This window comes from Salmonella sp. SAL00653, assembly GCF_046552515.1.
Taxonomy (GTDB): domain Bacteria; phylum Pseudomonadota; class Gammaproteobacteria; order Enterobacterales; family Enterobacteriaceae; genus Salmonella; species Salmonella enterica.
This window is the reverse complement of record NZ_JBGDTY010000008.1, coordinates 14,328-37,307: the sequence shown is the minus strand read 5'-3', so window position 1 is coordinate 37,307 and position 22,980 is coordinate 14,328. Positions and strand designations below refer to the sequence as shown.

13 protein-coding genes and 1 pseudogene are annotated in these 22,980 nt (G+C 54.3%); 6 read left to right on the top strand and 8 right to left on the bottom strand.

All coding sequences use genetic code 11. From position 1 onward, the window contains the following. Positions 1-45: 45 nt before the first annotated feature. Both bapA and smpB read right to left on the bottom strand, forming a co-directional pair. A pseudogene (bapA, locus tag ACLJRU_RS11080) lies at positions 46-11,518 on the bottom strand (biofilm-associated protein BapA). A 614-nt stretch (positions 11,519-12,132) separates the two neighbouring features. After that, positions 12,133-12,615, bottom strand: a complete 483-nt coding sequence (smpB, locus tag ACLJRU_RS11075) for an SsrA-binding protein SmpB (protein ID WP_001518569.1) — start codon at positions 12,613-12,615, stop codon at positions 12,133-12,135. 187 nt (positions 12,616-12,802) lie between these two features. On the opposite strand from smpB, the gene ACLJRU_RS11070 reads away from it, so the two are divergent. Further along, complete coding sequence (locus ACLJRU_RS11070) at positions 12,803-13,240, top strand: type II toxin-antitoxin system RatA family toxin (RefSeq protein WP_001537508.1); 438 nt, start codon at positions 12,803-12,805, stop codon at positions 13,238-13,240. After that, entirely contained in the window at positions 13,230-13,520 is a 291-nt protein-coding gene (locus ACLJRU_RS11065; RefSeq protein ID WP_001112990.1) for an RnfH family protein, read from the top strand. The genes ACLJRU_RS11070 and ACLJRU_RS11065 overlap by 11 nt, the downstream gene beginning before the upstream one ends. Positions 13,521-13,685: 165 nt before the next feature. Here ACLJRU_RS11065 and bamE read toward each other — a convergent pair whose 3' ends face one another. From bamE to nadK, 3 genes are all read right to left on the bottom strand, one after another. Then, positions 13,686-14,024 carry an outer membrane protein assembly factor BamE gene (gene bamE, locus ACLJRU_RS11060; RefSeq protein WP_001203445.1) on the bottom strand — a complete coding sequence of 113 codons (339 nt, stop codon included), beginning with the start codon at positions 14,022-14,024 and terminating at the stop codon, positions 13,686-13,688. A 148-nt stretch (positions 14,025-14,172) separates the two neighbouring features. Continuing rightward, a complete protein-coding gene (gene recN, locus ACLJRU_RS11055) occupies positions 14,173-15,834 on the bottom strand; it encodes a DNA repair protein RecN (RefSeq protein ID WP_000880965.1) in 1,662 nt (553 codons plus the stop codon). 85 nt (positions 15,835-15,919) lie between these two features. Next, entirely contained in the window at positions 15,920-16,798 is an 879-nt protein-coding gene (nadK, locus tag ACLJRU_RS11050) for an NAD(+) kinase (RefSeq protein WP_001059160.1), read from the bottom strand. Positions 16,799-16,921: 123 nt separating this feature from the next. On the opposite strand from nadK, the gene grpE reads away from it, so the two are divergent. Then, complete coding sequence (gene grpE / locus ACLJRU_RS11045; protein ID WP_001518875.1) at positions 16,922-17,512, top strand: nucleotide exchange factor GrpE; 591 nt, start codon at positions 16,922-16,924, stop codon at positions 17,510-17,512. 34 nt (positions 17,513-17,546) lie between these two features. Here the strand turns inward: grpE and ACLJRU_RS11040 are convergent, their stop codons facing one another. The 3 genes from ACLJRU_RS11040 to ACLJRU_RS11030 form a co-directional block, all read right to left on the bottom strand. Continuing rightward, on the bottom strand, positions 17,547-18,152 hold the full coding sequence (locus ACLJRU_RS11040; protein WP_023235176.1) for a hypothetical protein: 606 nt from the start codon (positions 18,150-18,152) through the stop codon (positions 17,547-17,549). Positions 18,153-18,272: 120 nt separating this feature from the next. Continuing rightward, a complete protein-coding gene (locus tag ACLJRU_RS11035; RefSeq protein ID WP_127172650.1) occupies positions 18,273-19,559 on the bottom strand; it encodes an HlyC/CorC family transporter in 1,287 nt (428 codons plus the stop codon). A 19-nt stretch (positions 19,560-19,578) separates the two neighbouring features. Then, on the bottom strand, positions 19,579-20,370 hold the full coding sequence (locus tag ACLJRU_RS11030) for an inner membrane protein YpjD (RefSeq protein WP_001537507.1): 792 nt from the start codon (positions 20,368-20,370) through the stop codon (positions 19,579-19,581). A gap of 165 nt (positions 20,371-20,535) precedes the next feature. On the opposite strand from ACLJRU_RS11030, the gene ffh reads away from it, so the two are divergent. The 3 genes from ffh (at position 20,536) to rimM (ending at position 22,965) form a co-directional block, all read left to right on the top strand. Then, on the top strand, positions 20,536-21,897 hold the full coding sequence (gene ffh, locus ACLJRU_RS11025; protein ID WP_000460052.1) for a signal recognition particle protein: 1,362 nt from the start codon (positions 20,536-20,538) through the stop codon (positions 21,895-21,897). Between the two features lie 252 nt (positions 21,898-22,149). Then, complete coding sequence (gene rpsP / locus ACLJRU_RS11020) at positions 22,150-22,398, top strand: 30S ribosomal protein S16 (protein ID WP_000256453.1); 249 nt, start codon at positions 22,150-22,152, stop codon at positions 22,396-22,398. Positions 22,399-22,416: 18 nt separating this feature from the next. Further along, positions 22,417-22,965: a ribosome maturation factor RimM gene (rimM, locus tag ACLJRU_RS11015; RefSeq protein ID WP_000043266.1), complete on the top strand. Its 549-nt coding sequence runs from the start codon at positions 22,417-22,419 to the stop codon at positions 22,963-22,965. The last annotated feature ends 15 nt before the right edge of the window (positions 22,966-22,980 follow it).

Below are 22,980 nucleotides of genomic sequence, written 5' to 3'. Positions count from 1 at the left end.
TCACCGCTTGTTGCCCCGAACGTCGTGGCGTTCGGGGCTTTTTTATCAACCGCCGGTTATCAGGTGGTTGTTCTGCAACAGATCATTTAGCGTGAGCTGCACATTCTCCAGAGTGACAAGGTCGGTTGATTTAAACGCGCTGCCGGCGCCGTCGCGATCGACGGATATCACCGTATTGGCGCCGCTGGTATGAACCTGAACAAAGTTACCCAGCGTCGCCGCCTGGTGATCCCAGCCGGTCAGCAGTTCGTGGATATCGATCTTGTCGCCCTGCGCGGTGGAGAAGTTTTGCCAGCGATCGGCGCTGTTGCCGCCGGTCGCGTCCGCGCCGTTTAACAGGTGGTAAATCAGCGTATCGCCATAGGCGGAGCCGATGAGAACATCGTTTTGGTTGGTACTGACGATTTGTGGCGCCATATCAATGGTCAATGTGGCGCTATCCGTATGACCCATCTTGTCATCCAGTTGATAGGTAAAGACCTCTTTACTGGTGATGGATGACATCGCGACGCCATTATTCAGGGTGTAGGTGTAAGCGCCATCAAGGTTAATTTGCAATGTGCCGTAATGTCCCTGAATCGTGGCGCTGGTGGCATTCGCCGCGGCGTCCAGCGTGGCGGCGCTGCCGTTATACCCGCTAATGCTCAGGCGGGTATTCACCGTATTAAGCTGATCCATCGCCCCCGCCGCGTCGCTGCCGTCAAAAATATTGCCGAGAACGGTATGCGTTCCGGACGTTTCAAAATTATCCAGATCGACGGTGGTGCCGATGACGCGTGGCGTGATCGTCGCCGCCCCGGCCAGGGTATTGGTGCCGGTAAAGTTAAGCGTGTACGTTCCGGCATCCAGCTCCAGGCCGCTCAGGTTAACGGTCACCGTCGCGCTGCCCAGCGTGATATTCGCCACCGGAACGGTTCCGTTGCGTATGACGGTCCCGTTCTCCTGAATGGCCCAGCTAATATTCAGATTGCCCAGCGTAATGAGCGTGGAGACATCAAAAACCAGTGACGCGCCTTTAAGTACGGTGCCCGTTGCAACGTCAAAGGTGCCGCTCCCGCTGCCCGATTTGCCGAGTAGCCCCCAACTGGCGCTGCCGACGCTGGAGTCCAGCTAGGCAGCGGTATCCTGAAGCGTGGCGACGCTAAGGGTATCGCTGACATCATTAATCGCATCCAGCGCCCTGGCGGTTGGCGTGATATTGAGCGAGGCCGTATCGGTATCGCCGTTTGGCGCTTTGACCGTATAGATAAAGCTGTCCGGCGTTTTAATGCTGTCGGCGCCGACGCCGTTCTTCAGCGTGTAGGTATAGTTGCCTCTTGCGTCAATGATGAGCGAGCCATACAGCCCGTTTACCTCCGTCGTGCCGGTCGCCGCAATCGCCACGCCGTTTACTTCAGTGAGGAGGGCGTCCGTAGGGGCGACATCATTGGTCAGTACGTTGCCGGTGGTGTTGGCGGTGATACTGTCAACGGCATAGGTGTGGTTCTGGGAAATCGCCAACGTATAGCCTGTGAGGACGCTAATGCCGCTGGCGGTATTCAGCACGAACAAGTATTCGCCGCCAGGCAACGTCAGGGTCAGCGGCTGGGACTGTCCGGCTAACAACAGGGTGTTAATCCAGCCTTTTTCCACCCGGAACTGCTCATATTGCTGAATGGCATCGTTGAAGCGATAAACGTACAGATCGAACGTGGAAACCAGTGAGACGCCGCCGACGGTTCCCTGTAACGTCATGGTTCGCGTAGCGCCTTCTTCAACGTTAAAGATGATCGGATTAGTCATATCATCAAGCAGATTCGCGTTCAGTACATTACCAAGTCCGACGCTTAATACCGTGACGCCGCTTTGTGTCGAGGGACCGTTGTTGACGTAGCTAACATGAGTATCAAAGACCAGAGAGGCGTTATTGTCTGTCGCTATCACACTGCCCGGTACAGGCGCGGGACCCAAATTAATAACCAGTTGCGCGGCGCTGCTACCGACGCCATTCTGGGTGATGGTGTAGGTGAAGCTCTCTTTATGTCCGTATCCCGCCGTGGGCTTAGTCAGCGTGTAGGTGTAACTGCCATCCTGATTAATGTGCAGCGTGCCGTATTGTCCCTGGATATCCACGCCACCCGCGCCGACCGGCGTACTGACGCCGTTGGCGTTGGTGATGGCGGTGACCGTGGTGCCCGTCGGCGCGGTATCATCAGCCATGACGTTGCCGGTACTGATGGTTGGCCCGCTAATAATACCTGCGCTGGTCTGGTGTACATCGACATCCAGGCTGGTATATGACCCGGTGGCGAGCAGACTGGTGTTATAAGTGAGTACCCGGTACTGGCCTTCGCCCAGTCCGCTCAGGTTCAGGGTAACGCCGCTCCCGGTCAGGGTAAGCAAATTCGCGAAGTCGCCAACGGCGGTGTTGACGATCGTCGTCCAGGCGCCGAGGCTGGTGTCGTAGCGCTGTACCACAATCTCCTGAGTGCTGAGCAGCGAAAGCACGATTCCCGTTGCGGCGGCATCGATGGTGACGTCGCCCGTACCACCTTCAGCAATGGTGAACTCAACCTGAGCGGTATCGTTACCCAAAACCGAGGCGACATTGCCAAGCGCGCCAACCAGCAGCAGGCCGTAATCCGAATAGTTTTGCGTACTGGTGACGGCGGTAGAGGTCAGATCAAGACTGGTGATGTTATCCCTTGCCGCCAGCGGCAGAACCGGCGCAGTAATGCCTAACGCGCCGGAGGCGTTACCCGCAGCGTCAGTGGCCGTCACGTTAATGAGTTGACCTTCAATTTGTTTTGTCGGCAAGGTGAGAGACCATGCGCCGTTGCTGCCGGCGGTGGTGGTGAGCGTCACACCGCCCGCCAGCGTGACGGTTACGGTGCTGTTTGCCTCTGCCTGCCCGGAAAGTGAACCGCCATCGGCGCTGAGCGTACCTGACGGCGTACCGGGCGCCAGCGTATCGACAATCACCGTCGCGGCGGTGGATACACTGCCTGTTCCGTTGGCGTTAGTCGCGGTGGCGGTGAAGGCGTGGCTGCCTTCGGTCAAATTGCCTGTCGGGGTAAAGCTCCAGTTTCCGCTGGCGTTCGCCGTGGTGGTGCCGAGCAGCGCCCCGTTGTTATAAATGCTCACCGTGGCGCCCGCCTGAGCGGTACCATTCAATGTGGGTTGGGCGTCATTAGTGACCTGACCGTTGGCGATAGCGCCGGTATAAATACCCACATCATCCACTACGTTGGTGATGATCGGCGCTTCCGGCACGCGCGTATCGGGCGCGCTAAATCCGGCGGCAATGCCAGTGTTGCCTGCTTTATCCTGGGCAAATGCCAGTAGCGGCTGACCATTGGTCTGCGCGGGCGTGAGTGTGGCGGTGAAGCTGCCTGTACCGTCGGCGGTGGCGGTTCCCAGTACCACACCAGTATCAGAGGTAATCGTCACTGTACTGCCTGCTTCCGCGGTGCCCGTCACCCGATTACCGGTAGCATTGATGACCAGGTTGCCGGGCGCGCCGGGCGCAATGGTATCCACGATAATCGTTATCGATGGCGAAGCGGCGCTAACGTTACCAGCCGCATCGGCGGCGCTAACGCTATAGGCGTGACCTCCCTGGCCGAGCGCGGCGGTTGGCGTCCAGCTCCAGTTGCCGCTGGCATTGGCGTTCACGGTCGCGACCAGCGCGCCATTATCGAAGATGCTTACCGCGCTGTTGGCTTCCGCAGTACCGTTGAGCGTCGGCTGTGTGTCGTTGGTCGATTGTCCATTGCCAATGGCGCCGGTGTTGTTCGGGACATCATCAACGATGCTGGTTATAAGCGGAACCGTTGGCGCAAGGGTATCGACCACGATAGTAAACCCGCTGGTGGCCGGGCTAACGTTGCCTGCCGGGTCGGTGGCGGTCACTGTTAATGTGCGCGTGCCGTCGTTTAACCCTGTCGTCGGCGTGAAGCTCCACGCGCCGCTCGCGTTAGCCGAGGTGACGCCAAGCAGAGTGTCGCCATCATAGATACTGACCACGCTGCCCGCTTCGGCAGTGCCGTTCAGCGTGGGGCGGTTATCATTGGTTATCTGACCATTAGCGAGATTTCCTGTGACCCCGCCTGCGACGTCATCCACTACGGACGTCAGGATCGGCGTTTGCGGCGCGGTGGTATCGACCGTCAGGGTGAAAGCCGTACTGTTCGGGCTGCTGTTTCCTGCGGCATCGGTGGCGACGGCGGTGATGACGTGCGTTCCGCTTGCCAGCGTTGAGGTGGAGACGCTCCACGCGCCGTCAGGCTGAGCCGTTGTCGTGCCAATGACCGTACCATTTTCATAGAGCGTAATCGTGGCGCCGGCTTCTGCGGTGCCGCTGAAGGTTGGCGTAGGATCGTTGGTATTTTGGCCGTTCGCGATCGTGCCGAGGCCTGGCGCCTGATCGTCACTGACTGATGTGATTACTGGCGTCAGCGGCGGCGTGGTATCGACGACGAAATTAACGCTGTCTGAAACGGGACTGGCGTTGCCTGCGGCATCAACGGCAATGACGGTAATTACATGGTTGCCCGTCGCCAGAGAGGCATCAGGCGTATAGCGCCAGCTACTGCTATTGTCGGCGGGAATTTCAGCCAGCAGCGTGCCGTTATCGTAGAGACGAATAGCTGTGTTGGCTTCACGGGTGCCGCTAATGACAGGGCGCGCCTCGTCTGTGATCTGCCCTGAACTCAGATTGCCGGTAATGGGGCCCGTACCGTCGTAGACCGTATCAATAACAGGCGCGGCGGGAGCCGTGGTATCAATAGTAAACGAGCGTATTTCGGACGCGGCGCTGGTGTTGCCTGCCGCATCGGTTGCTGTCGCCGTCAGGTTCCAGATGCCCGCGCCCAGCGAGGTAGACGGTATAAAGCTCCAACTACCGTTGGCCTGAACTTGCGCCGTGCCGACCAGCGCGCTGCCATTATAAATCGAGTTGGTTGCACCCGCCTCACCGGTACCCGAGAGTGTTGGTCGGGTTTCGTTCGTCGAGCCGCCGTTGGGGACGATGCCCGTTACTGGCGCCGTATTATCTGCCACGCTGGCGATAACCGGCGCGGCGGGCGGTGTGGCGTCAATCGTCAGCACAAATCCACTGGACACCGCGCTGCTATTACCCGCCGGATCGGTGGCGCTAAGGGTGAACGTGTGGCTACCGTTTGCAAGCGGCGTCTGCGGCGTGAAACTCCACGTGCCGTCGCTATTCACCGTCGTGGTACCGATGGACGCGGGATTACCGTCAAGATAGACATTAATCGTCGCGCCAGCCTCTCCGCGCCCGTTCAGGGTGGGCGTCGCATCGTTCGTTAGCTGCCCGCTAACTAGGTTGCCGGTAATACCGGGCTGGTCATCCACGACGGAGGTGAGAACCGGAATCGCCGGAGGCGTAATATCGACCACGATCGTCCACGGCGCGGAGACCGCGCTGGTATTGCCCGCCGGATCGGTAGCGCTAACCGTCAGATTATGGCTTCCCTCTGACAAATTGCGGGGCACCGGGAAGGTCCAGCTACCGTTTTCGCCTACCTGAGCCGTGCCAAGCGGCGTACCGTTATCAAAAATGGTAATTGTCGCGCCAGGTTCGCCAGTTCCGTTCAGTATTGGCTGCCGATCGTCGGTGGATTGCCCCGGTAACACCGGAACGGTCGGTTGATTGTTATCGTCAATCACGGAGGTGATAACCGGCACATCTGGCGCCAGCGCGTCAATGTTCAGCGTAAAGCCGTCCGAAGGCTGGCCGCTATTGCCAGCGGGATCGGTCGCCACGGCGGTAAAGATGTGTGCGATGCTCTCCAGCGGCGCGTTCGGGGTGAAGCGCCAGTTGCCGCTTTGATCTACCGTGGCGGAACCGATTTCTACGCCGTTATCCAGAATGCGGATCGTGGCGCCTGCTTCTCCCGTTCCGTTGAGCGTCGGGCGTGAATCAGGTGAGCGCGCCGTTATCCAGCGTACCGGTCATGCCGGGGACATCATCCGTTGCGCTGGTAATAACCGGTTGCGCCGGCGCGCTAAGATCGACAGTGATCCCGACCGGTGCGGACAGGCCGCCCGGGCCATTCGCATTGGTTGCCTGGACGGTGAAGTAATGTGTGCTTTCGCTTAATGGCGTCGCGATCTCAAAGATCCAGTTCCCGCTGGCGTCAACGGTGGCAAGGCCTGCCGAATCGCCATCAATGAAAACTTCAACGGTAGAGCCGATATCCGTGGTGCCGCGCAGCGTCGGCGTGGTGTCGTCCGTGGCGCCGCCCGCCGCAATATTCCCCTGTACGCTCCCGACATCATCTTCAATCGCCGTGATAGCCGGGACGGCGGGCAGACCGCTGTCGGAAGCGGGAAAATTCGTAGCCGGGCCGTTATTCCCCGCGCGATCGATAGCAATTGCCGTCAGCGTACCGCCATCGGTTTGCGCCGGACTGAGCGTAACGACGAATTCACCGGTGCCATTAGCGACAGCGCTGCCGACCAGGGTGCCATCGGCATGGTGAATTTCAACGGTAGCGTAAGGATCGGCAAGTCCGGCGACGCGCGTGCCATCGTCGTCCACCGTCTGGACTGTTGGCGCGGGCGGGGCGGTGATATCCACAGTAATGGTGATCGGTTGGGTTTGCGCCGTGGTATTTCCAGCATCGTCAGTCGCGCTGAAGGTTAGCGCATGGCTGGCTTCTGACAATTCGGACGTATTGAATGTCCAGACCCCGTCGGTAACGAGCGCCGTCCCTATTGCCACGCCATTGTCGTAAATCGTGACGGTGCTGCCGTTTTCGCCGCTGCCGTTAATAGTCAGCGTCCGATCGTTAGTAAAGGCGCCATCGGTTAATGGCCCGGTCACTGGCGCAACATCGTCAAGGATTTCATTGACGACGGGCGGCTGTAACGGAACGGTGTCGACGGTGAAGGTAAAGCTGTTCGATACGCCGCTGCTGTTTCCGGCGGCATCGGCGGCAATGGCAGTCAGGGTGTAGACGCCATCCGGCAGCGCGCTGGTCACCGCTAGCGTCCAGGTGCCGGTCTCATCGACGGTGACTACGCCTAAAACGCTGCTGCCATTATAGAGCGTAATAATGCTGCCGATGTCGCCAGTGCCGTGAATGACCGGTGTATTGTCGTCAGTGGTTGCGCCGCTGACAATAGTATCCTGGACTTCGCCGACGTTATCTTCGGCAAAAGTGATAACCGGATTGGCGGGCGCAGTGGTGTCTAGCGTAAAAGTGACTGAGGCGGAAGGTGGACTGATATTGCCCGCTCTATCGGTTTCCGTGACGGTAATGGTATAGGTTTCTGGCGTCAGTGCCGCAGGCGTAAAGTTCCAGCTACCGTTATCGCCTACCGTTGTGCGACCAATTTCACTGCCATTATTGTAGAGAATTATCGTGCTGCCGATCTCTCCCGTGCCGCTGAAGGTCGGCGTGGTATCGTTCGTTGCGCCATTATTGCCGATGTTGCCGATAACCGGCGCGACGTTATCGCTGATCAGCGGCGCGTCAGGCTGCGCTGGAGGCTGGGTATCAAGGGTAACGGAGAAAACGCCGGAGGTGGGGCTACTATTGTCTGCGGCATCCGTGGCGGTGGCCGTCAGGATGTTTAATCCTTCGCTCAGATTACGGGTTAGCGGATAGGTCCAGCTACCCTGTGGATTGACCTGGACGGTAGCCAGTTCTACGCCGTTATTGTACAGGGTGATGATGGCGCCGGGTTCGCCGGTGCCGCTGAGGGTCGGCATACGCTGATTGGTAATACTGCCGTTTGCCAGTAGCACCTCGCCTTCTCCGCCGGTGATGGCGGCTGACACGATCTGCGGCGCATCCGGCGCCTGGGTATCGATGCGTAGGGTAAAGCTGAGGGATTCGGGACTTTCGTTCCCCGCCGGATCGTTGGCGCGAGCGGTCAGATGGTGGTCGCCGTCGCCCAGAGCGGCAGGCGGCGTAAACTGCCAGCACCCGTCCGTGCCGACCAGCGCCTGACCTATGGCATTGCCATTATCGTAAAGGATGATTATGTCGCCTGCGGTGCCGCTACCGCTCAACCGGGGCTGGGATTCCTGGGTAATCTGATTGGTATCAATCGTATTTCCGTCGCCGTCAGCTACGCCGATAACGCCGGGGGCGGCAGGGGCCTGGGTATCAATGGTAATCGTAAAATCGGTCGAAAAAGGCGTGGTGTTGCCGTTACTGTCGCTGGCCGTCACGGTAAAGGTGTAGGTGTCGTCCGCCAGTGGCGAGGCCGTAGTGTAAGCGTAGCTCCAGACGCCGGAATTACCGACGATAATATCTGCTATCCGGGCGCCATTCTGATACAGGTGTACTGTGGAACCCGGTTCACCTGTACCATTAATCGTTGGCGTGCTGTCGTTAGTGAGCCCCAGATGCGCGACGCTACCGAGAATACCCGGCGCATCATCTGTAATGAAGGTGATTACCGGTTGCTGCGGCGATTGCGTATCGACCACTAGGTCGAATGACGCGGCCTGACTGGCATTGCCTTTAGCGTCGGTTGCGATTACGGTCAGTCGATGCGCGCCTTCACCTAAATTTTGCGACGGCGTAAACGTCCAGGCACCGTTGGGCTGTAGCGTGGCGAGTCCCAGCGAAACGCCGTTATCAAAGACTTCGACACGCGCGCCGGCCTCCGCCGTACCGCTAAGGGTGGGACGGTTGTCGTTGGTGGTTTGTCCGTTAACCAGCGGCCCGGTGAAGCTTTCAACATCGTCCAGCACCTGAGTGATAATGGGCTTATCCGGGGCGGTGATATCGGGCGCTTGCGCTGTGGTTGGCGGGCTGACGTTGTTGGCGCTGTCGGTGGCGGTGACGGTAACCTGTTCGCCGTTGGTCTGTGCGGGGAGGAGGGGAAGGGTAAAATGACCTTCGCCATCTGCTTTGCCGCTGCCAAGCGGCTTGCCGTCCGGCGTGGCGATCGTGATGGCGCTACCCGGTTCGGCGGTGCCGCTGATACTGGTGCCATCCTCACTAATTACCACGTTTTTTGGCATTTCCGGCGCGGTACTGTCCGGAGCGATAACCGTCGCGGCGGCGCTTTCGTTTTTCGCGACATCGGTGGCGGTAGCGATAAGCGCCTGGCCGTTAGTCTGCGCCGTATTCAGCGGAACGATAAATTGTCCGTTGCCATTAGCGACGGCGCTGCCAAGTACGGTGTTGCTACTGTCGCGGATAGTTACCGTTGCCCCGGCTTCCGCCTGACCGCTTACGGACAGACCGTCGGTCGCCACGATAAGACCGTCCGGTGCCGCAGGCGCAGTTTTATCCGGCGCGTTCAGCGTTTCTACCGGACCGCTATTCGCGGCTTTATCGGTAACGCTAATGCTTAATGTTTCGCCGTTAATTTTCGCCGGGCTAATACCTATTGAGAAGGTACCGTCGTCGCCTGCCGTTCCACTCCCGAGCGTATTTCCCAGGCTGTCTTTGATAACCACAGTACTGCCAGCTTCCGTAGTGCCGGTGAGTCTGTCGCCGACGTCGCTAACCGCCAGGCCTTCCAGCACCGGCGGCTGCGTGTCGATATCAATGGTAAAGGAGACGGACTGCCCGCTGGTGCCGCGATCGTTGGTCGCGGTAGCGGTAAAGACATGGTCGCCATCGGCAAGCGCCAGCGAGGGGGTAAAGCTCCATTTGCCGTCAGCGTCGGCGACAATGGGCGGAAAGGTCGCTACAGGAAAGCCATTATCGTTAATCGATATCGTACTGCCTGGTTCAGCAGTACCGCTGAGGGTTGGGCGGTTATCATCTGTGGCATCGCCATTTTTCAGCAGCCCGGTAACGACGCCAGCGTCATCTGTCACGGTAAGGATAGTCGGCTGGGCAGGATACTGTGAGTCAGAAGCGGTAAACTCCGTGGCGGGGCCGATGTTACCGACGGCGTCCTGAATACGCGCTTCCAGACGCTCGCCGTGGGTCTGAGCCGGATTCAGCGTGATGCTGAAGTGGTTATTTTCTCCGGTAATCGTGGAGCCCAGGTAATTTCCCGCCGGGTCATAGATCGACACAGTACTGCCAGCTTCAGCGGTGCCGCTAACGGTTGTGCCGTCTTTCGCAACATTATCAATGATAGCGGCGTCAGGCGGTGTGGTGTCCACAATGATAGTAGGCGTTGTCGTCACGCGGCTCGTGTTTCCGGCTTTGTCGCTTTGTTCGACGGTAAAGGTATGTTCGCCATCGCTTAACGGCGTAGTCGGCGTAAAGGTCCAGCGTCCATTTTCGTCTACGGTAGCGCTGCCGATAACGGTTGAACCTTCTTTAATCGTGATGGTATTGCCTGCCTCTCCCTGCCCGGAAAATAGCGGTTTTGCCTCGTCAGTCCGGTCATTATTCTGTAGCGGCCCGGTGAGCAAACCGGTGTTATCGGCAATCAGTTCAACGCGTGGGGCATCGGGGCTGAGTGTGTCGATAGTCAGCGTAAAGCGGGCTGATTCGCTACTTTCGCCTTTAACGTTAGTCGCAATGGCGGTGAAATGATTTTCCCCATCCGCTAGCGCGCTGGTAATGGCAAAATGCCATTTTCCGCTGCTATCAACCGTTGTTGAGCCTATTTCCTGACCATTGGCGTAAATATGGATGACTGTGCCTGCGCTGCCGGTGCCCTCCAGAGTGGGGGTATTGTCGTTCGTAAACTGGTTATTGCTCAGCGTGCCGGTGAGGGGAGCGGCATCATCGATAGCGGCGGTGATAGCTGGTGTATCGGGGAGAGGAATGTTGGGCGCATCGATGGTTGCGGATGGGCCGGTATTGCCGGCATCGTCAGTCGCGGTCACGGTAAGTTGTTCGCCGCTAATCTGTGGCGCTGTCAGATCAATACTAAATTTACCGTCGCTATCCGCTTTGCCCTCGCCAACGACGTTACCTGAGGGATCTTTGATGGTAATGATACTGCCCGCTTCGGCCTCGCCGCTCACCGTTTTTCCGTCCGCTGAAATCAATAATTCGCCGGGAGCGAGAGGCGGGGTAGTATCTACAGGATTACTGCTACCTGGAGTATTGCCGTTGGGGGTACTGCCGCCGGGATTGCTGTTATCAGGGGGATTACCGTCAGGATTGGTGTTATCGGGGGGCGGATTATCGCCATCCGAATGATGGTGGGAATCGCCGCCGCCGGAAGACGCGATAGCGGCAATACCGCCAGCCGCCACCGCACCAGCCAGTACCCACGGCCAAACGGCGCCGCCTGCTTCATGGGAAACGCCGGAAGTGACCAGCAGCTCATTAATATCAGCGATTTGTTCAAAATGTAGCCCGGCTTGCGGATTTTCTACCCACCATAACGTGCCATCGTTTTCTGCCAGTACTAACTGGCTTGCGCCCAGATCGTTGGTAACGTAAAAGTTTTTAATCGTGATCGTTTCGCCGGAATGGAGCCTCACCACCAGATCCTGATTAATGCGCGTAAGTTGACTAATTTCCTCCCGGGCCACTGATAATTTAACAATTGACGGGGCGTTAAGAGTGACCGCTGAGGATTCCACAGTGGTGGAGACGCCAGTCAATTTCGAAACCACGGCGAGTAGACGCATAAATTAGCTCCTGATGGATTTGCTCTGTGTATTAATTAACGGGCACGACGTTCAGGGCAAAATGCGTAGACGAGCCTTCCCGTTCATCGTGAGAGATGAATTTCCGTCGCCATATTCTTTTTTATGAGCGTAGGTGAAGGTCTGGTTTTCTCGCCGAATAACCCTTTGTTTTTTGTGCCTGACTAGTGCTTTCGTATTAGATGATATAGTCAGAAAAAAATCTTTCTGCAAATTAAGATCTATTGATAAAGGTGTTAGTGCGTCTGAAATATAACGAAGTTTGTGTTAAGGAGAGGTGGGGTAGGCTAACAACGCATGATGGTTTTTTATTTATCTTTATGTTTTATAATGAGTTTTAATTTAATCTTCTTTTTCTTTTTTAACATAAAAACAATACCTTTTGTGAAGGTATTCAGCAATATTAAATTTTATAAAAATCATTTGAAGTATTGTGTTATTAGGCTATAAAAATTTTTTAAACAAAGAATATATTCTTGTTGTGGTATTTATTGCTATTGATAAGCGTCAGACACAGAGAATATATTTTCGAGGCATGCATGAGATATGAACATTGACCAGCTTCATACTGAGAAGCTGGTCACAAAAAATGTCTATTATCGGCCTGCATTTTTCATAATGCGTGCTTTATCCAGTTGCCACTCACGTTCTTTAAGATCGGAACGTTTATCATGTTGTTTTTTACCTTTCGCCACGCCGATCTTCACTTTGCACCAGGCATTTTTCCAGTACAGAGAAAGCGCGACGACAGTATAACCTTCACGATTAATACGGCCATACAGTGAATCAAGCTCACGCTGATTTAACAACAGTTTGCGGGTTCGGGTTGGGTCGCATACGACATGTGTCGAGGCGACCGCCATCGGCGTAAAGTTTGCGCCAAACAGCCAGGCCTCGCCATCTTTGAGGATAACGTAACTGTCGCCGATATTGGCTTTTCCTGCGCGCAGAGATTTTACTTCCCAGCCTTGCAGGGCGAGACCAGCCTCGAACTCTTCTTCGATAAAGTATTCGTGCCGGGCGCGCTTATTCAGCGCGATGGTGGCTGAGCCCGGTTTATGTGCTTTTTTCTTCGTCATAAGTGTCGTGAATTCATAGGTAATCTGATATCGAAAACACCCCATTACGTCCTGATGAGGTGCAAAAATCTATCTTAGCATGAGTTGGGCTATGCACGCACAATTAAGGCATGACGGTTGGGGACAGCATTTTTTTACTCGCTGATAAGTGGTATTATTTACACGATTTATGTTGATGGGAATTGCTATGCCTCAGATTAGTCGGACTGCTTTAGTCCCCTACAGTGCGGAACAGATGTATCAGTTAGTGAATGACGTGCAATCGTATCCCCAGTTTTTGCCTGGGTGTGTTGGTAGTCGCGTCCTGGAGTCATCGCCAGCACAGATGACGGCGGCTGTTGACGTGTCGAAGGCGGGTATCAGCAAGACGTTTACGACGCGTAATCAGCTAACGCGTAACCAGAGTATTCTGATGCATCTGGTGGATGGCCCCTTTAAAAAGCTGATCGGCGGCTGGAAATTTACCCCGCTCAGCCCCGAGGCGTGCCGCATTGAGTTTCAGCTTGATTTTGAGTTTACCAATAAACTCATTGAGCTGGCGTTTGGTCGTATATTCAAAGAGTTAGCGTCCAACATGGTGCAGGCGTTTACGGTTCGCGCCAAAGAGGTTTACCGTGCCGGATAAACTTGTGGTTGAAGTGGCTTATGCGCTGCCGGAAAAGCAGTATTTGCAGCGCGTAACGCTGGAGGAGGGCGCGACGGTCGAAGAGGCGATTCGCGCTTCCGGCTTGCTGGAATTGCGCACGGATATCGATCTGGCGAAAAATAAAGTAGGTATCTACAGTCGTCCGGTAAAACTCACCGATACGGTGCAGGATGGCGATCGGGTTGAAATTTACCGTCCCTTAATCGCCGATCCAAAAGCATTACGCCGCCAGCGTGCCGAAAAATCGGCTGGCAGATAATTAGCCTCTTTTGCCGGATAACGGTGTGAAAGCCGTACCACACCTGAAGCACAGGCGTGCCTGTAAGCCAGATAAACGTAGCGCCATCAGGCAAATTCGTACCAAATGGCGGGGGAGAGGTTTGCAGGCCTGATGAACGTAACCTCATCAGGCGGTATCACAAAATTACTTCGTCAACGCCGGTTTGTTATCAATATTGGTTAACACGCCGCTGCTGTTAAAGGTGAGCGTCAGAGTCTGCTGCGTCACGTTCTCATGTCCTGGCTGCTGGCGGAAGACATAAAACCAGGTGTTCGTACCAAAAGGATCGGTCATCATCGGCGTGCCTAAAGCATACGCAACCTGTTGTTGCGTCATACCAACACGCACTTTGGCGACATCCGTAGGTGTAAGATAGTTCCCCTGATTGATGTCAGGTCGGTAAACCACTCGCTCCAGAGTGGAACAGCCTGCGGTCAACATCAGGAGTACTGCTGCGGCAGCAGTCAGCGTTTTACAGCGCATAGTGATTGGGTTCCTTTTCGGGCCTGAGCAGTACGTGGCTCATATTAATATGCCGATGATAATAGACCTTTCATCACTTTAAAACCTTTTGCTGTCGGGTCTTACGGCGTTTTTGTTGTGAACTCAGACCTTCGGGAGATAAAAAAGTTTACGCCGCCAGCAGTTCTTTTGCGTTTGCCAGCGTATTACGCGTAACTTCACTTCCTCCCAACAGGCGGGCCAGTTCCTGTAAACGCGCACGTTTATCCAAAGGTTGCATATGGGTTTCGGTCATTGCCCCGTCTGTTTCTTTACTGACAAAGAAGTGCTGGTGACCGCACCCGGCTACCTGTGGCAGGTGAGTGACACACATCACCTGAGTGGATTCGCCAAGCTGACGCAGGAGTTTACCGACCACGGCGGCGGTTGGGCCGCTGATGCCAACATCGACCTCGTCAAAAATTAGCGCCGGCGTTTCCATTTTGCGCGCGGTAATCACCTGAATAGCCAGCGCAATGCGCGACAGTTCACCGCCAGACGCGACTTTAGCGATAGGCTGCAGCGGCTGACCCGGGTTTGTCGTCACTTTAAACTCCACGCGATCGGCGCCGTCGTTGCTCAGATGATGCTCATCAAATTTCACGTCGATAGTAAACAGACCGTGCGGCATCGAAAGTAAATGCATACTTTCAGTGATCAACTGCCCCAGCTCCTGGGCGTAAAACTGACGCTGTTGATGCAGCGCTTGCGCCGTTTCCAGCGCTTGTTGGTGATGCTTATTAACCGCCAGAGTCAGCGTTTCCAGAGAATCGGCCTGATCGTCGAGCTGCTGCTGTTCTTCGAGCAGTGACTGATAAAGCTGCGGCAGCGCTTCCGGGCTGACGTGATGTTTTCGCGCTAGCGAAATTTGTTTAGCGATGCGCTGTTCAAGCTCAAACAGGCGATTGGGGTCTAAATCCAGACGCTCGCAATAGTGGCGTAATTCATCGCTGGCTTCGGTGAGTTGGATAGTGGCTTCTTCCAGCATATCCAGGATGCCGGAAAGCTTGCTGTCCATACCCACCAGCTCGCTAACCAGTTGTTTTGCGCTATATAACTGGCTTTGCAGGTTAACGTCTTCGCCGTCCGCGAGTAGCGCCAGAGCGTTCTGGCTGGTCGTAAGCAACTGCCCGCTGTTGGCCAGCCGTTTGTACTCTTCGTCAATTTGCTCGAATTCGCCGGCCTGCGGATTAAAGTCGTTCAACTCTTTTAACTGATATTGCAGCAGTTCCGCGCGCGCGGCGCGTTCCTGGCTTTGTTGCTGGTGATGGGCGAGATCGCGGCAGCTTTGATGCCATAATTGGTAGCGAGCAGCCATCTGTTGCGCTAAAGCGGCTTCGTTGGCATAGCTATCCAGCAGCGATTTTTGCTGTTCGGGTTTGGTAAGCTGCTGGTGCGCATGTTGACCGTGAATTTGAATCAGCAACTGACCGAGCTCGCGCAATTGAGACAGGGGCACAGCGGTGCCGTTAATAAAGCCCCGTGAGCGACCATCGCTGCTGATAACGCGGCGAAGTAAGCATTCGCGACCTTCTTCAAGCTGGTTTTCTTCCAGCCAGCGCAATGCCGCAGGCGTGTCTTTCAGCGCAAAGCGGGCACACAAATCGGCGCGGGTCGCTCCGGTACGGACCATATCGGCCTCAGCGCGACCGCCCAGACACAGACCCAGGGCATCAATCGCAATAGATTTACCCGCGCCGGTTTCACCAGTAATGACGGTCATTCCGCTCTGAAAATCGATCTCAAGCTCACGAACGATAGCAAAATTGCTGATGGTCAGTTGCGCCAACATAGCTGTTTTCCTGTATGAAAAACCATGACTGTAATTAAATACAGTATAAACTGGTTTTTTATACAGTAAAGAGGCTAACGTAAAATTAGAATAATTTTTTTGACCAACCGAGTTTTGTGCTTAATGTATTGAAATAGCTATAGTCTTTGGGATGTATCAGGTTGAGATGGTAGTCGCAGCGGCGAATCAGCACATCTTCTCCTTCCTGAATAGGCAGCGCTATCTGACTGTCGCAGCTAATTTCCAGATCGCTACGGCGATGCGAAAAACGCAGACGAATCGTGCTACTGCTGTTAATGACTAACGGGCGCGCCGACAAGGTATGCGGGAACATCGGCACCAGGGTGATGGCATCCAGTGAAGGGGTCAGAATAGGGCCGCCTGCGGAGAGCGAATAGGCGGTGGAGCCGGTCGGCGTAGAAATGATCAGACCATCAGATCGCTGTGAAAAAGCGAAGGTTTCATCAATATAAACCTCGAATTCGATCATATGCGCCACTTTTCCCGGATGCAGCACCACTTCATTAATGGCTGTGCTGATACGCTTCTGGCGCTCCTGTTGGCAGACCTGCGCTTCCAGCAGAAAACGTTTTTCGGAGATATAGCGCCCTTCCAGCACATCAGATAATTGTTGTAGGGCGTTGTCCGGATCGAGATCGGTCAGGAAGCCAAGATTACCGCGGTTAATGCCAATCACATTGATGTCATAACGCGCCAGCGTACGCGCTGCGCCAAGCATATTGCCGTCGCCGCCCACAACTACCGCCAGATCCGCCTGTTGACCAATTTCCGCCAGCGTGCCGGTTGGCACATTTTTTAGCTGTAATTCGTGGGCGATTTGTTGCTCCACAATGACCTCATAACCCTGATCGCATAGCCAACGGTAGAGCATTTCATGTGTCGTGAGTGCGGTGGGATGACGCGGATGCCCCACAATGCCGATACACTTGAAATGATTATTCATTTTTCTGAGGTCCTTGTAGCGAAGATTGATGACAATGTGAGTACTTCCCTTGAAACCCTGAATCTGATCCCCATAATAAGCGAAGTTAGCGAGATGAATGCGAAAAAAAACGCGGAGAAATTCATGAGTAGTAAAGAACAGAAAACGCCTGAGGGGCAAGCCCCGGAAGAAATTATCATGGATCAGCACGAAGAGGTTGAGGCAGTTGAACCAAACGATTCTGCTGAGCAGGTGGATCCGCGCGATGAAAAAATTGCGAATCTGGAAGTTCAGCTTGCAGAAGCCCAGACTCGCGAACGCGACACCGTGTTGCGTATCAAAGCGGAAATGGAAAACCTGCGCCGTCGTACTGAACAGGATATCGAAAAAGCGCATAAATTCGCTCTCGAGAAGTTCGTCAACGAATTGCTGCCGGTAATCGATAGCCTGGATCGCGCGCTGGAAGTTGCAGACAAAGCCAATCCGGATATGGCGGCAATGGTTGAAGGGATTGAGCTGACGCTGAAGTCTATGCTGGATGTGGTGCGTAAGTTCGGCGTGGAAGTGATTGCTGAGACCAACGTGCCGCTGGACCCGAACGTGCATCAGGCGATTGCGATGGTGGAGTCGGAAGAGGTTCCGGCAGGCAATGTGCTGGGTATTATGCAGAAAGGCTATACGCTGAACGGTCGTACCATTCGCGCGGCGATGGTGACTGTAGCGAAGGCGAAGTAAAAGTCTAATGGCCGATGTAAAGTCGGCCATTTTTTTAGCTTAAAAAATCCTGCACTTCCAGCCACGGCGTGTTGAAATCCTCTATTTTTTTATATTCGCTCATTGGCAGAACGACCACATTATAGGTGTCAGATCCTTCATTCAGATCAAAAATCTGGAAGCCCCTCTTATTGAGTTCGGTCTGGATGCGTTCAAAGATCTCGTCAAGGTAACGGTCTCCGGCTTCACAGACATCGGAGATTTCATCCTCTTGGGTTATTTCGACAAGAAGACTCCTTAATTCCTCAGAGGCCGTCAGGTTTTTTGTGAGTTCATAAAAGCGATCTGTAGCAAAATTAGCCAGTTCGCCTTCTTCATCTTCACCTTTCCAGTCAACGAGGTGAATAAATCCTTCGCCGCGTAGAACTTGTAAAAATGCCTGTGCCAGCTCGTTATTTCCGAGATCGCCATCACTACAATCCAGGACGTCCTGCAACCCATATTCGTCTTCATCTTCGTCTTCAAAGATTTCAGGTTGCGTCGAAAGTTGAGAGAAAATAGTGGGCCATAAGGTTGGGTTGTGCGATAAAAAAACGCTGGCGACGACGTTGAGGTCGTCTGCAAAATTCTTATCCCATTCAATTACATAATCTTCTGACATAACATCAATATCCTTTCTGAATGCCTGAAAAGACATTATTGCATTGTTAAGTAAATGGCAGGAATTGATGGAATCTTAAAAGACGGCGATAAAAAAGGCGAACCGGAGTTCGCCATTGTGTTACTCCGCCACACTCTCGCGCAGCGGTTTTACCGGTACAACCTTTACCTGCTTAATCATATTTTCCTGTACATCGAGAATATCTATATCGTACTGCTCAATGCGCACGCGCGTGCCAGCAACCGGAATTTCCTCCAGCGCCTCCAGAATCACCCCGTTGACGGTGCGCGCGTCATCTTCCGGCAGGTGCCAGTTAAACGCTTTATTGATTTCCCGGACGTTGGCGGTACCGTCAATAATGACCGAACCGTCGTTTTGCGGCGTGACCTCTTCCGCCAGTGTTGGCGACATCGAGGTGGTGAAGTCGCCAACGATCTCCTCGAGGATATCTTCCACGGTGACCAGCCCCTGGATATCGCCATATTCGTTGACGACCAGTCCGACTTTCTTTTTATTGCGCTGAAATTTAATCAGTTGTGTGCTGAGCGGCGTACCTTCCGGGACGTAATAGATTTCATCGGCGGCGCGCAGCATCATCTCTTTGGTGAACTCTTTTTTCTCGGCCATTAACCGCCAGGCTTCACGCACGCGCAGCATACTGATGGCGTCATCCAGCGAATCGCGATAGAGCACAATGCGTCCGTGCGGCGAGTGGGTGAGCTGCCGCTCGATAGACTTCCAGTCGTCATTGATATCGATCCCGATAATTTCATTACGCGGCACCATGATGTCATCCACGCTGACCTTTTCCAGGTCGAGAACCGACAGCAGCATATCCTGATTGCGGCGAGAGATTTGCGAACGGGATTCATGCACGATAGTGCGTAATTCCTCTTTGCTTAACGACCCACTAACCACGATGTCCGTTTTAATTCCCATCAGACGCATCAGCAGGCGGGTGATGGTGTTAAGTAACCACACCAGCGGCATCATCAGTATCTGTAACGGCGCCAGCAGGAAGCTGCTGGGATAGGCCACTTTTTCCGGATAGAGCGCGGCGATAGTTTTGGGCAGGACTTCGGCAAAAACTAACACGACAAACGTCAGTACCCCGGTGGCGATAGCCACGCCGGCGTCGCCGTAAAGCCGCATACCCACAATCGTGCCGAGCGCCGAGGCAAGAATGTTGACCAGGTTATTGCCGATCAGCACCAGGCTTATCAGTCGGTCGGGTTTACGCAGTAATTTTTCTACCCGTTTTGCCGAGCGATTACCTTGCTTCGCCATATGGCGTAAACGGTAACGGTTTAGCGTCATCATTCCAGTTTCGGAACCGGAAAAATAGGCCGAGATGACCACCATGATGATTAATATGATAATCAGCGTGGTGGTGGAGATGTGTTCCAGGGGAAACTCCTTTAAAAGCTTAGCTTACAAATTGCTGTAATATGCGGCTACCAAAATAGGCCAGCGTCAGAATACCCGCGCCTGCGACGTTAAACCACACGACCCGCCGACCCCGCCAGCCTTCATGGTAATGCCCCCACAGCAGAACGATATAGACAAACCATGCCACGATAGAGAGCACGGCTTTATCAATATTTTCAGTACTGAACAGGTTATGCATGTAAAACAGGCCGGTACACAGAGTAAGGGTCAGCAGTACGACGCCAATCTGCGTGATATGAAACATTTTGCGCTCAATGCTCATCAATGGCGGCATTTCATTACTAAACGCCAGCTTTTTGTTCTTCAACTGATAGTCGATCCACGCCAGCTGTAGCGCATACAGAGCGGCGATTATCAGCGTCGCGTAAGAGAAAAGCGACAGACCGATGTGCACCATCATGCCTGGGGTCGCTTCCAGATGCGTAATATATTCATTAGGCATGAACGTGGCGAAGGCCAGGTTAATCAGCGCAAAAGCATAGACAATAGGCAGAAGTAGCCAGCCGCGATTACGCGACGCGACAATGGTCATCACCGTGCAGATCATCAGGCTGACCAGCGAACCGACATTCAGCAGGCTCAGGTTTTGTCCACTGTCGCCGCCGGGCAGAATACGCGATTCCAGCGCGACAGCATGGCACACCAGCGCGATGACCGCAGAAAGAATAGCCATACGCCGCCAGCCGCTGTTTTTTTGCAACAGTCCGGGAACGATCAGCGCGAGGCTGAAGGAGTAGGCGACAAGGGCAAGTAAAGCAAAAACGGGCATAGTTGTGTCGACAGTTGACCAGTGAGAAAGAGAAGCAGTATAGCGTTACGTGACCGCAGCTCCAACCGTTGCATAACAACAAAGACGGCTTCATGGTATACTGTGGCGAAATTCTGTAACTGTGTCGCTGCGGCGACCAACCGTTTCCACCCCAGGCGAGAGACAATGTTTGATAATTTAACCGATCGTTTGTCGCGCACGCTGCGCAATATCAGTGGCCGTGGGCGCCTTACTGAAGACAACGTTAAAGAGACGCTGCGCGAAGTGCGCATGGCGCTGCTGGAGGCTGACGTTGCGCTGCCGGTAGTGCGTGAGTTCATCAATCGCGTAAAAGAGAAAGCGGTTGGTCATGAAGTTAACAAGAGCCTGACCCCAGGGCAGGAGTTCGTCAAGATTGTCCGTAGCGAACTGGTTGCGGCGATGGGCGAAGAGAACCAGACGCTGAATTTAGCTGCGCAGCCGCCAGCCGTAGTATTGATGGCGGGTCTGCAGGGGGCGGGTAAAACCACCAGCGTCGGTAAGTTGGGTAAATTCTTGCGCGAGAAGCACAAGAAGAAAGTGCTGGTCGTCTCTGCCGACGTCTATCGCCCGGCGGCGATCAAACAGCTCGAAACGCTGGCTGAGCAGGTTGGCGTGGATTTCTTCCCGTCTGATGTTGGCCAGAAACCGGTTGATATCGTCAACGCCGCGCTGAAAGAAGCGAAGCTCAAATTCTACGACGTGCTGCTGGTGGATACCGCCGGTCGTCTGCACGTTGACGAAGCGATGATGGACGAAATCAAACAGGTCCACGCTTCTATCAAGCCAGTAGAAACGCTGTTTGTCGTCGATGCGATGACCGGTCAGGATGCGGCGAATACCGCAAAAGCCTTTAACGAAGCGCTGCCGTTAACCGGCGTGGTGCTGACCAAAGTTGATGGTGATGCTCGTGGCGGTGCGGCGCTCTCTATTCGTCATATCACCGGCAAGCCGATTAAATTCCTCGGTGTCGGCGAGAAAACCGACGCGCTGGAGCCGTTCCACCCGGATCGTATCGCCTCGCGTATTCTCGGCATGGGCGACGTACTGTCTCTTATCGAAGATATCGAAAGCAAAGTTGACCGCGCACAGGCTGAGAAGCTGGCGACCAAACTGAAGAAAGGCGACGGTTTCGACCTGAACGACTTCCTGGAACAGCTCAAACAGATGAAAAACATGGGCGGTATGGCCAGTCTGATGGGCAAATTACCGGGCATGGGGCAGATTCCGGACAACGTTAAATCGCAGATGGATGACAAGGTGCTGGTGCGTATGGAAGCGATCATCAATTCGATGACGCTGAAAGAGCGCGCGAAGCCGGAAATCATCAAAGGTTCCCGCAAGCGTCGTATCGCGCAGGGCTGTGGGATGCAGGTGCAGGACGTTAACCGCCTTCTGAAACAGTTCGACGACATGCAGCGCATGATGAAGAAGATGAAGAAGGGCGGGATGGCGAAGATGATGCGGAGTATGAAGGGGATGATGCCGCCAGGCTTCCCGGGTAGATAAATATATCGGGCTACCTTATTTGCCATTTTGACGCCGGAGTGTGCTCGAAATGCTCACGTACTGCGTGTACGCTCCGCTTTCTGCGCGCACGCTGACGCCAAACTGGCTGCAACGGTCACGCCCTGGAATCAAGCTTCATCACATGTTGATTGCTTTTTTCCCAGAAATCAGTAAAATTTTCGGGCTTTTAATATGACGCCGGGCTCCGTTCCTCGATGGGGCCCGGTTGTTTTATTCACACAAGAGGATGTTATGGTAACTATTCGTTTAGCTCGTCACGGCGCTAAAAAGCGTCCGTTCTACCAGGTTGTTGTCACCGACAGCCGTAATGCACGCAACGGTCGCTTCATTGAGCGCGTTGGTTTCTTCAACCCAATCGCTAGCGAAAAAGAAGAAGGCACCCGCCTGGATCTGGATCGCATCGCTCACTGGGTTGGCCAGGGCGCAACCATTTCCGATCGCGTTGCGGCGCTGATCAAAGAAGTAAAAAAAGCAGCTTAATCTGTCACGGTGGTCATGATGAGCAAGCAACTCGCCGCACAAGTACCCGCTGAACCGGTTGTACTGGGGAAAATGGGTTCTTCATACGGTATCCGTGGTTGGCTCAGAGTGTTTTCCTCCACTGAAGACGCCGAAAGCATTTTTGACTATCAGCCCTGGTTTATCCAGAAGGCGGGTCAGTGGCAGCAGGTACAGCTGGAAAGCTGGAAGCACCACAATCAGGATCTGATCATCAAGCTGAAAGGCGTTGACGATCGAGATGCCGCGAATCTTCTGACAAATTGCGAAATTGTCGTGGATTCCTCGCAACTTCCTGCGCTTGAGGAGGGAGACTACTACTGGAAAGACCTGATGGGCTGCCAGGTAGTCACCGCTGAAGGCTACGATCTCGGTAAAGTTATCGACATGATGGAAACCGGGTCGAATGACGTTCTCGTCATTAAGGCGAACCTGAAAGATGCATTTGGTATCAAGGAACGACTAGTACCGTTCCTCGATGGGCAGGTTATCAAGAAAGTCGATCTCGCTACTCGTACTATCGAAGTAGACTGGGATCCTGGTTTTTAAACCACCGAATAAACG

Bases quoted from the DNA above. Each gene is read 5' to 3' on its own strand.
- smpB (WP_001518569.1), bottom strand. From the start codon at position 12,615: ATGACGAAGAAAAAAGCACATAAACCGGGCTCAGCCACCATCGCGCTG.
- ACLJRU_RS11070 (WP_001537508.1), top strand. From the start codon at position 12,803: ATGCCTCAGATTAGTCGGACTGCTTTAGTCCCCTACAGTGCGGAACAG.
- bamE (WP_001203445.1), bottom strand. From the start codon at position 14,024: ATGCGCTGTAAAACGCTGACTGCTGCCGCAGCAGTACTCCTGATGTTG.
- recN (WP_000880965.1), bottom strand. From the start codon at position 15,834: ATGTTGGCGCAACTGACCATCAGCAATTTTGCTATCGTTCGTGAGCTT.
- nadK (WP_001059160.1), bottom strand. From the start codon at position 16,798: ATGAATAATCATTTCAAGTGTATCGGCATTGTGGGGCATCCGCGTCAT.
- grpE (WP_001518875.1), top strand. From the start codon at position 16,922: ATGAGTAGTAAAGAACAGAAAACGCCTGAGGGGCAAGCCCCGGAAGAA.
- ACLJRU_RS11040 (WP_023235176.1), bottom strand. From the start codon at position 18,152: ATGTCAGAAGATTATGTAATTGAATGGGATAAGAATTTTGCAGACGAC.
- ACLJRU_RS11030 (WP_001537507.1), bottom strand. From the start codon at position 20,370: ATGCCCGTTTTTGCTTTACTTGCCCTTGTCGCCTACTCCTTCAGCCTC.
- ffh (WP_000460052.1), top strand. From the start codon at position 20,536: ATGTTTGATAATTTAACCGATCGTTTGTCGCGCACGCTGCGCAATATC.
- rpsP (WP_000256453.1), top strand. From the start codon at position 22,150: ATGGTAACTATTCGTTTAGCTCGTCACGGCGCTAAAAAGCGTCCGTTC.
- rimM (WP_000043266.1), top strand. From the start codon at position 22,417: ATGAGCAAGCAACTCGCCGCACAAGTACCCGCTGAACCGGTTGTACTG.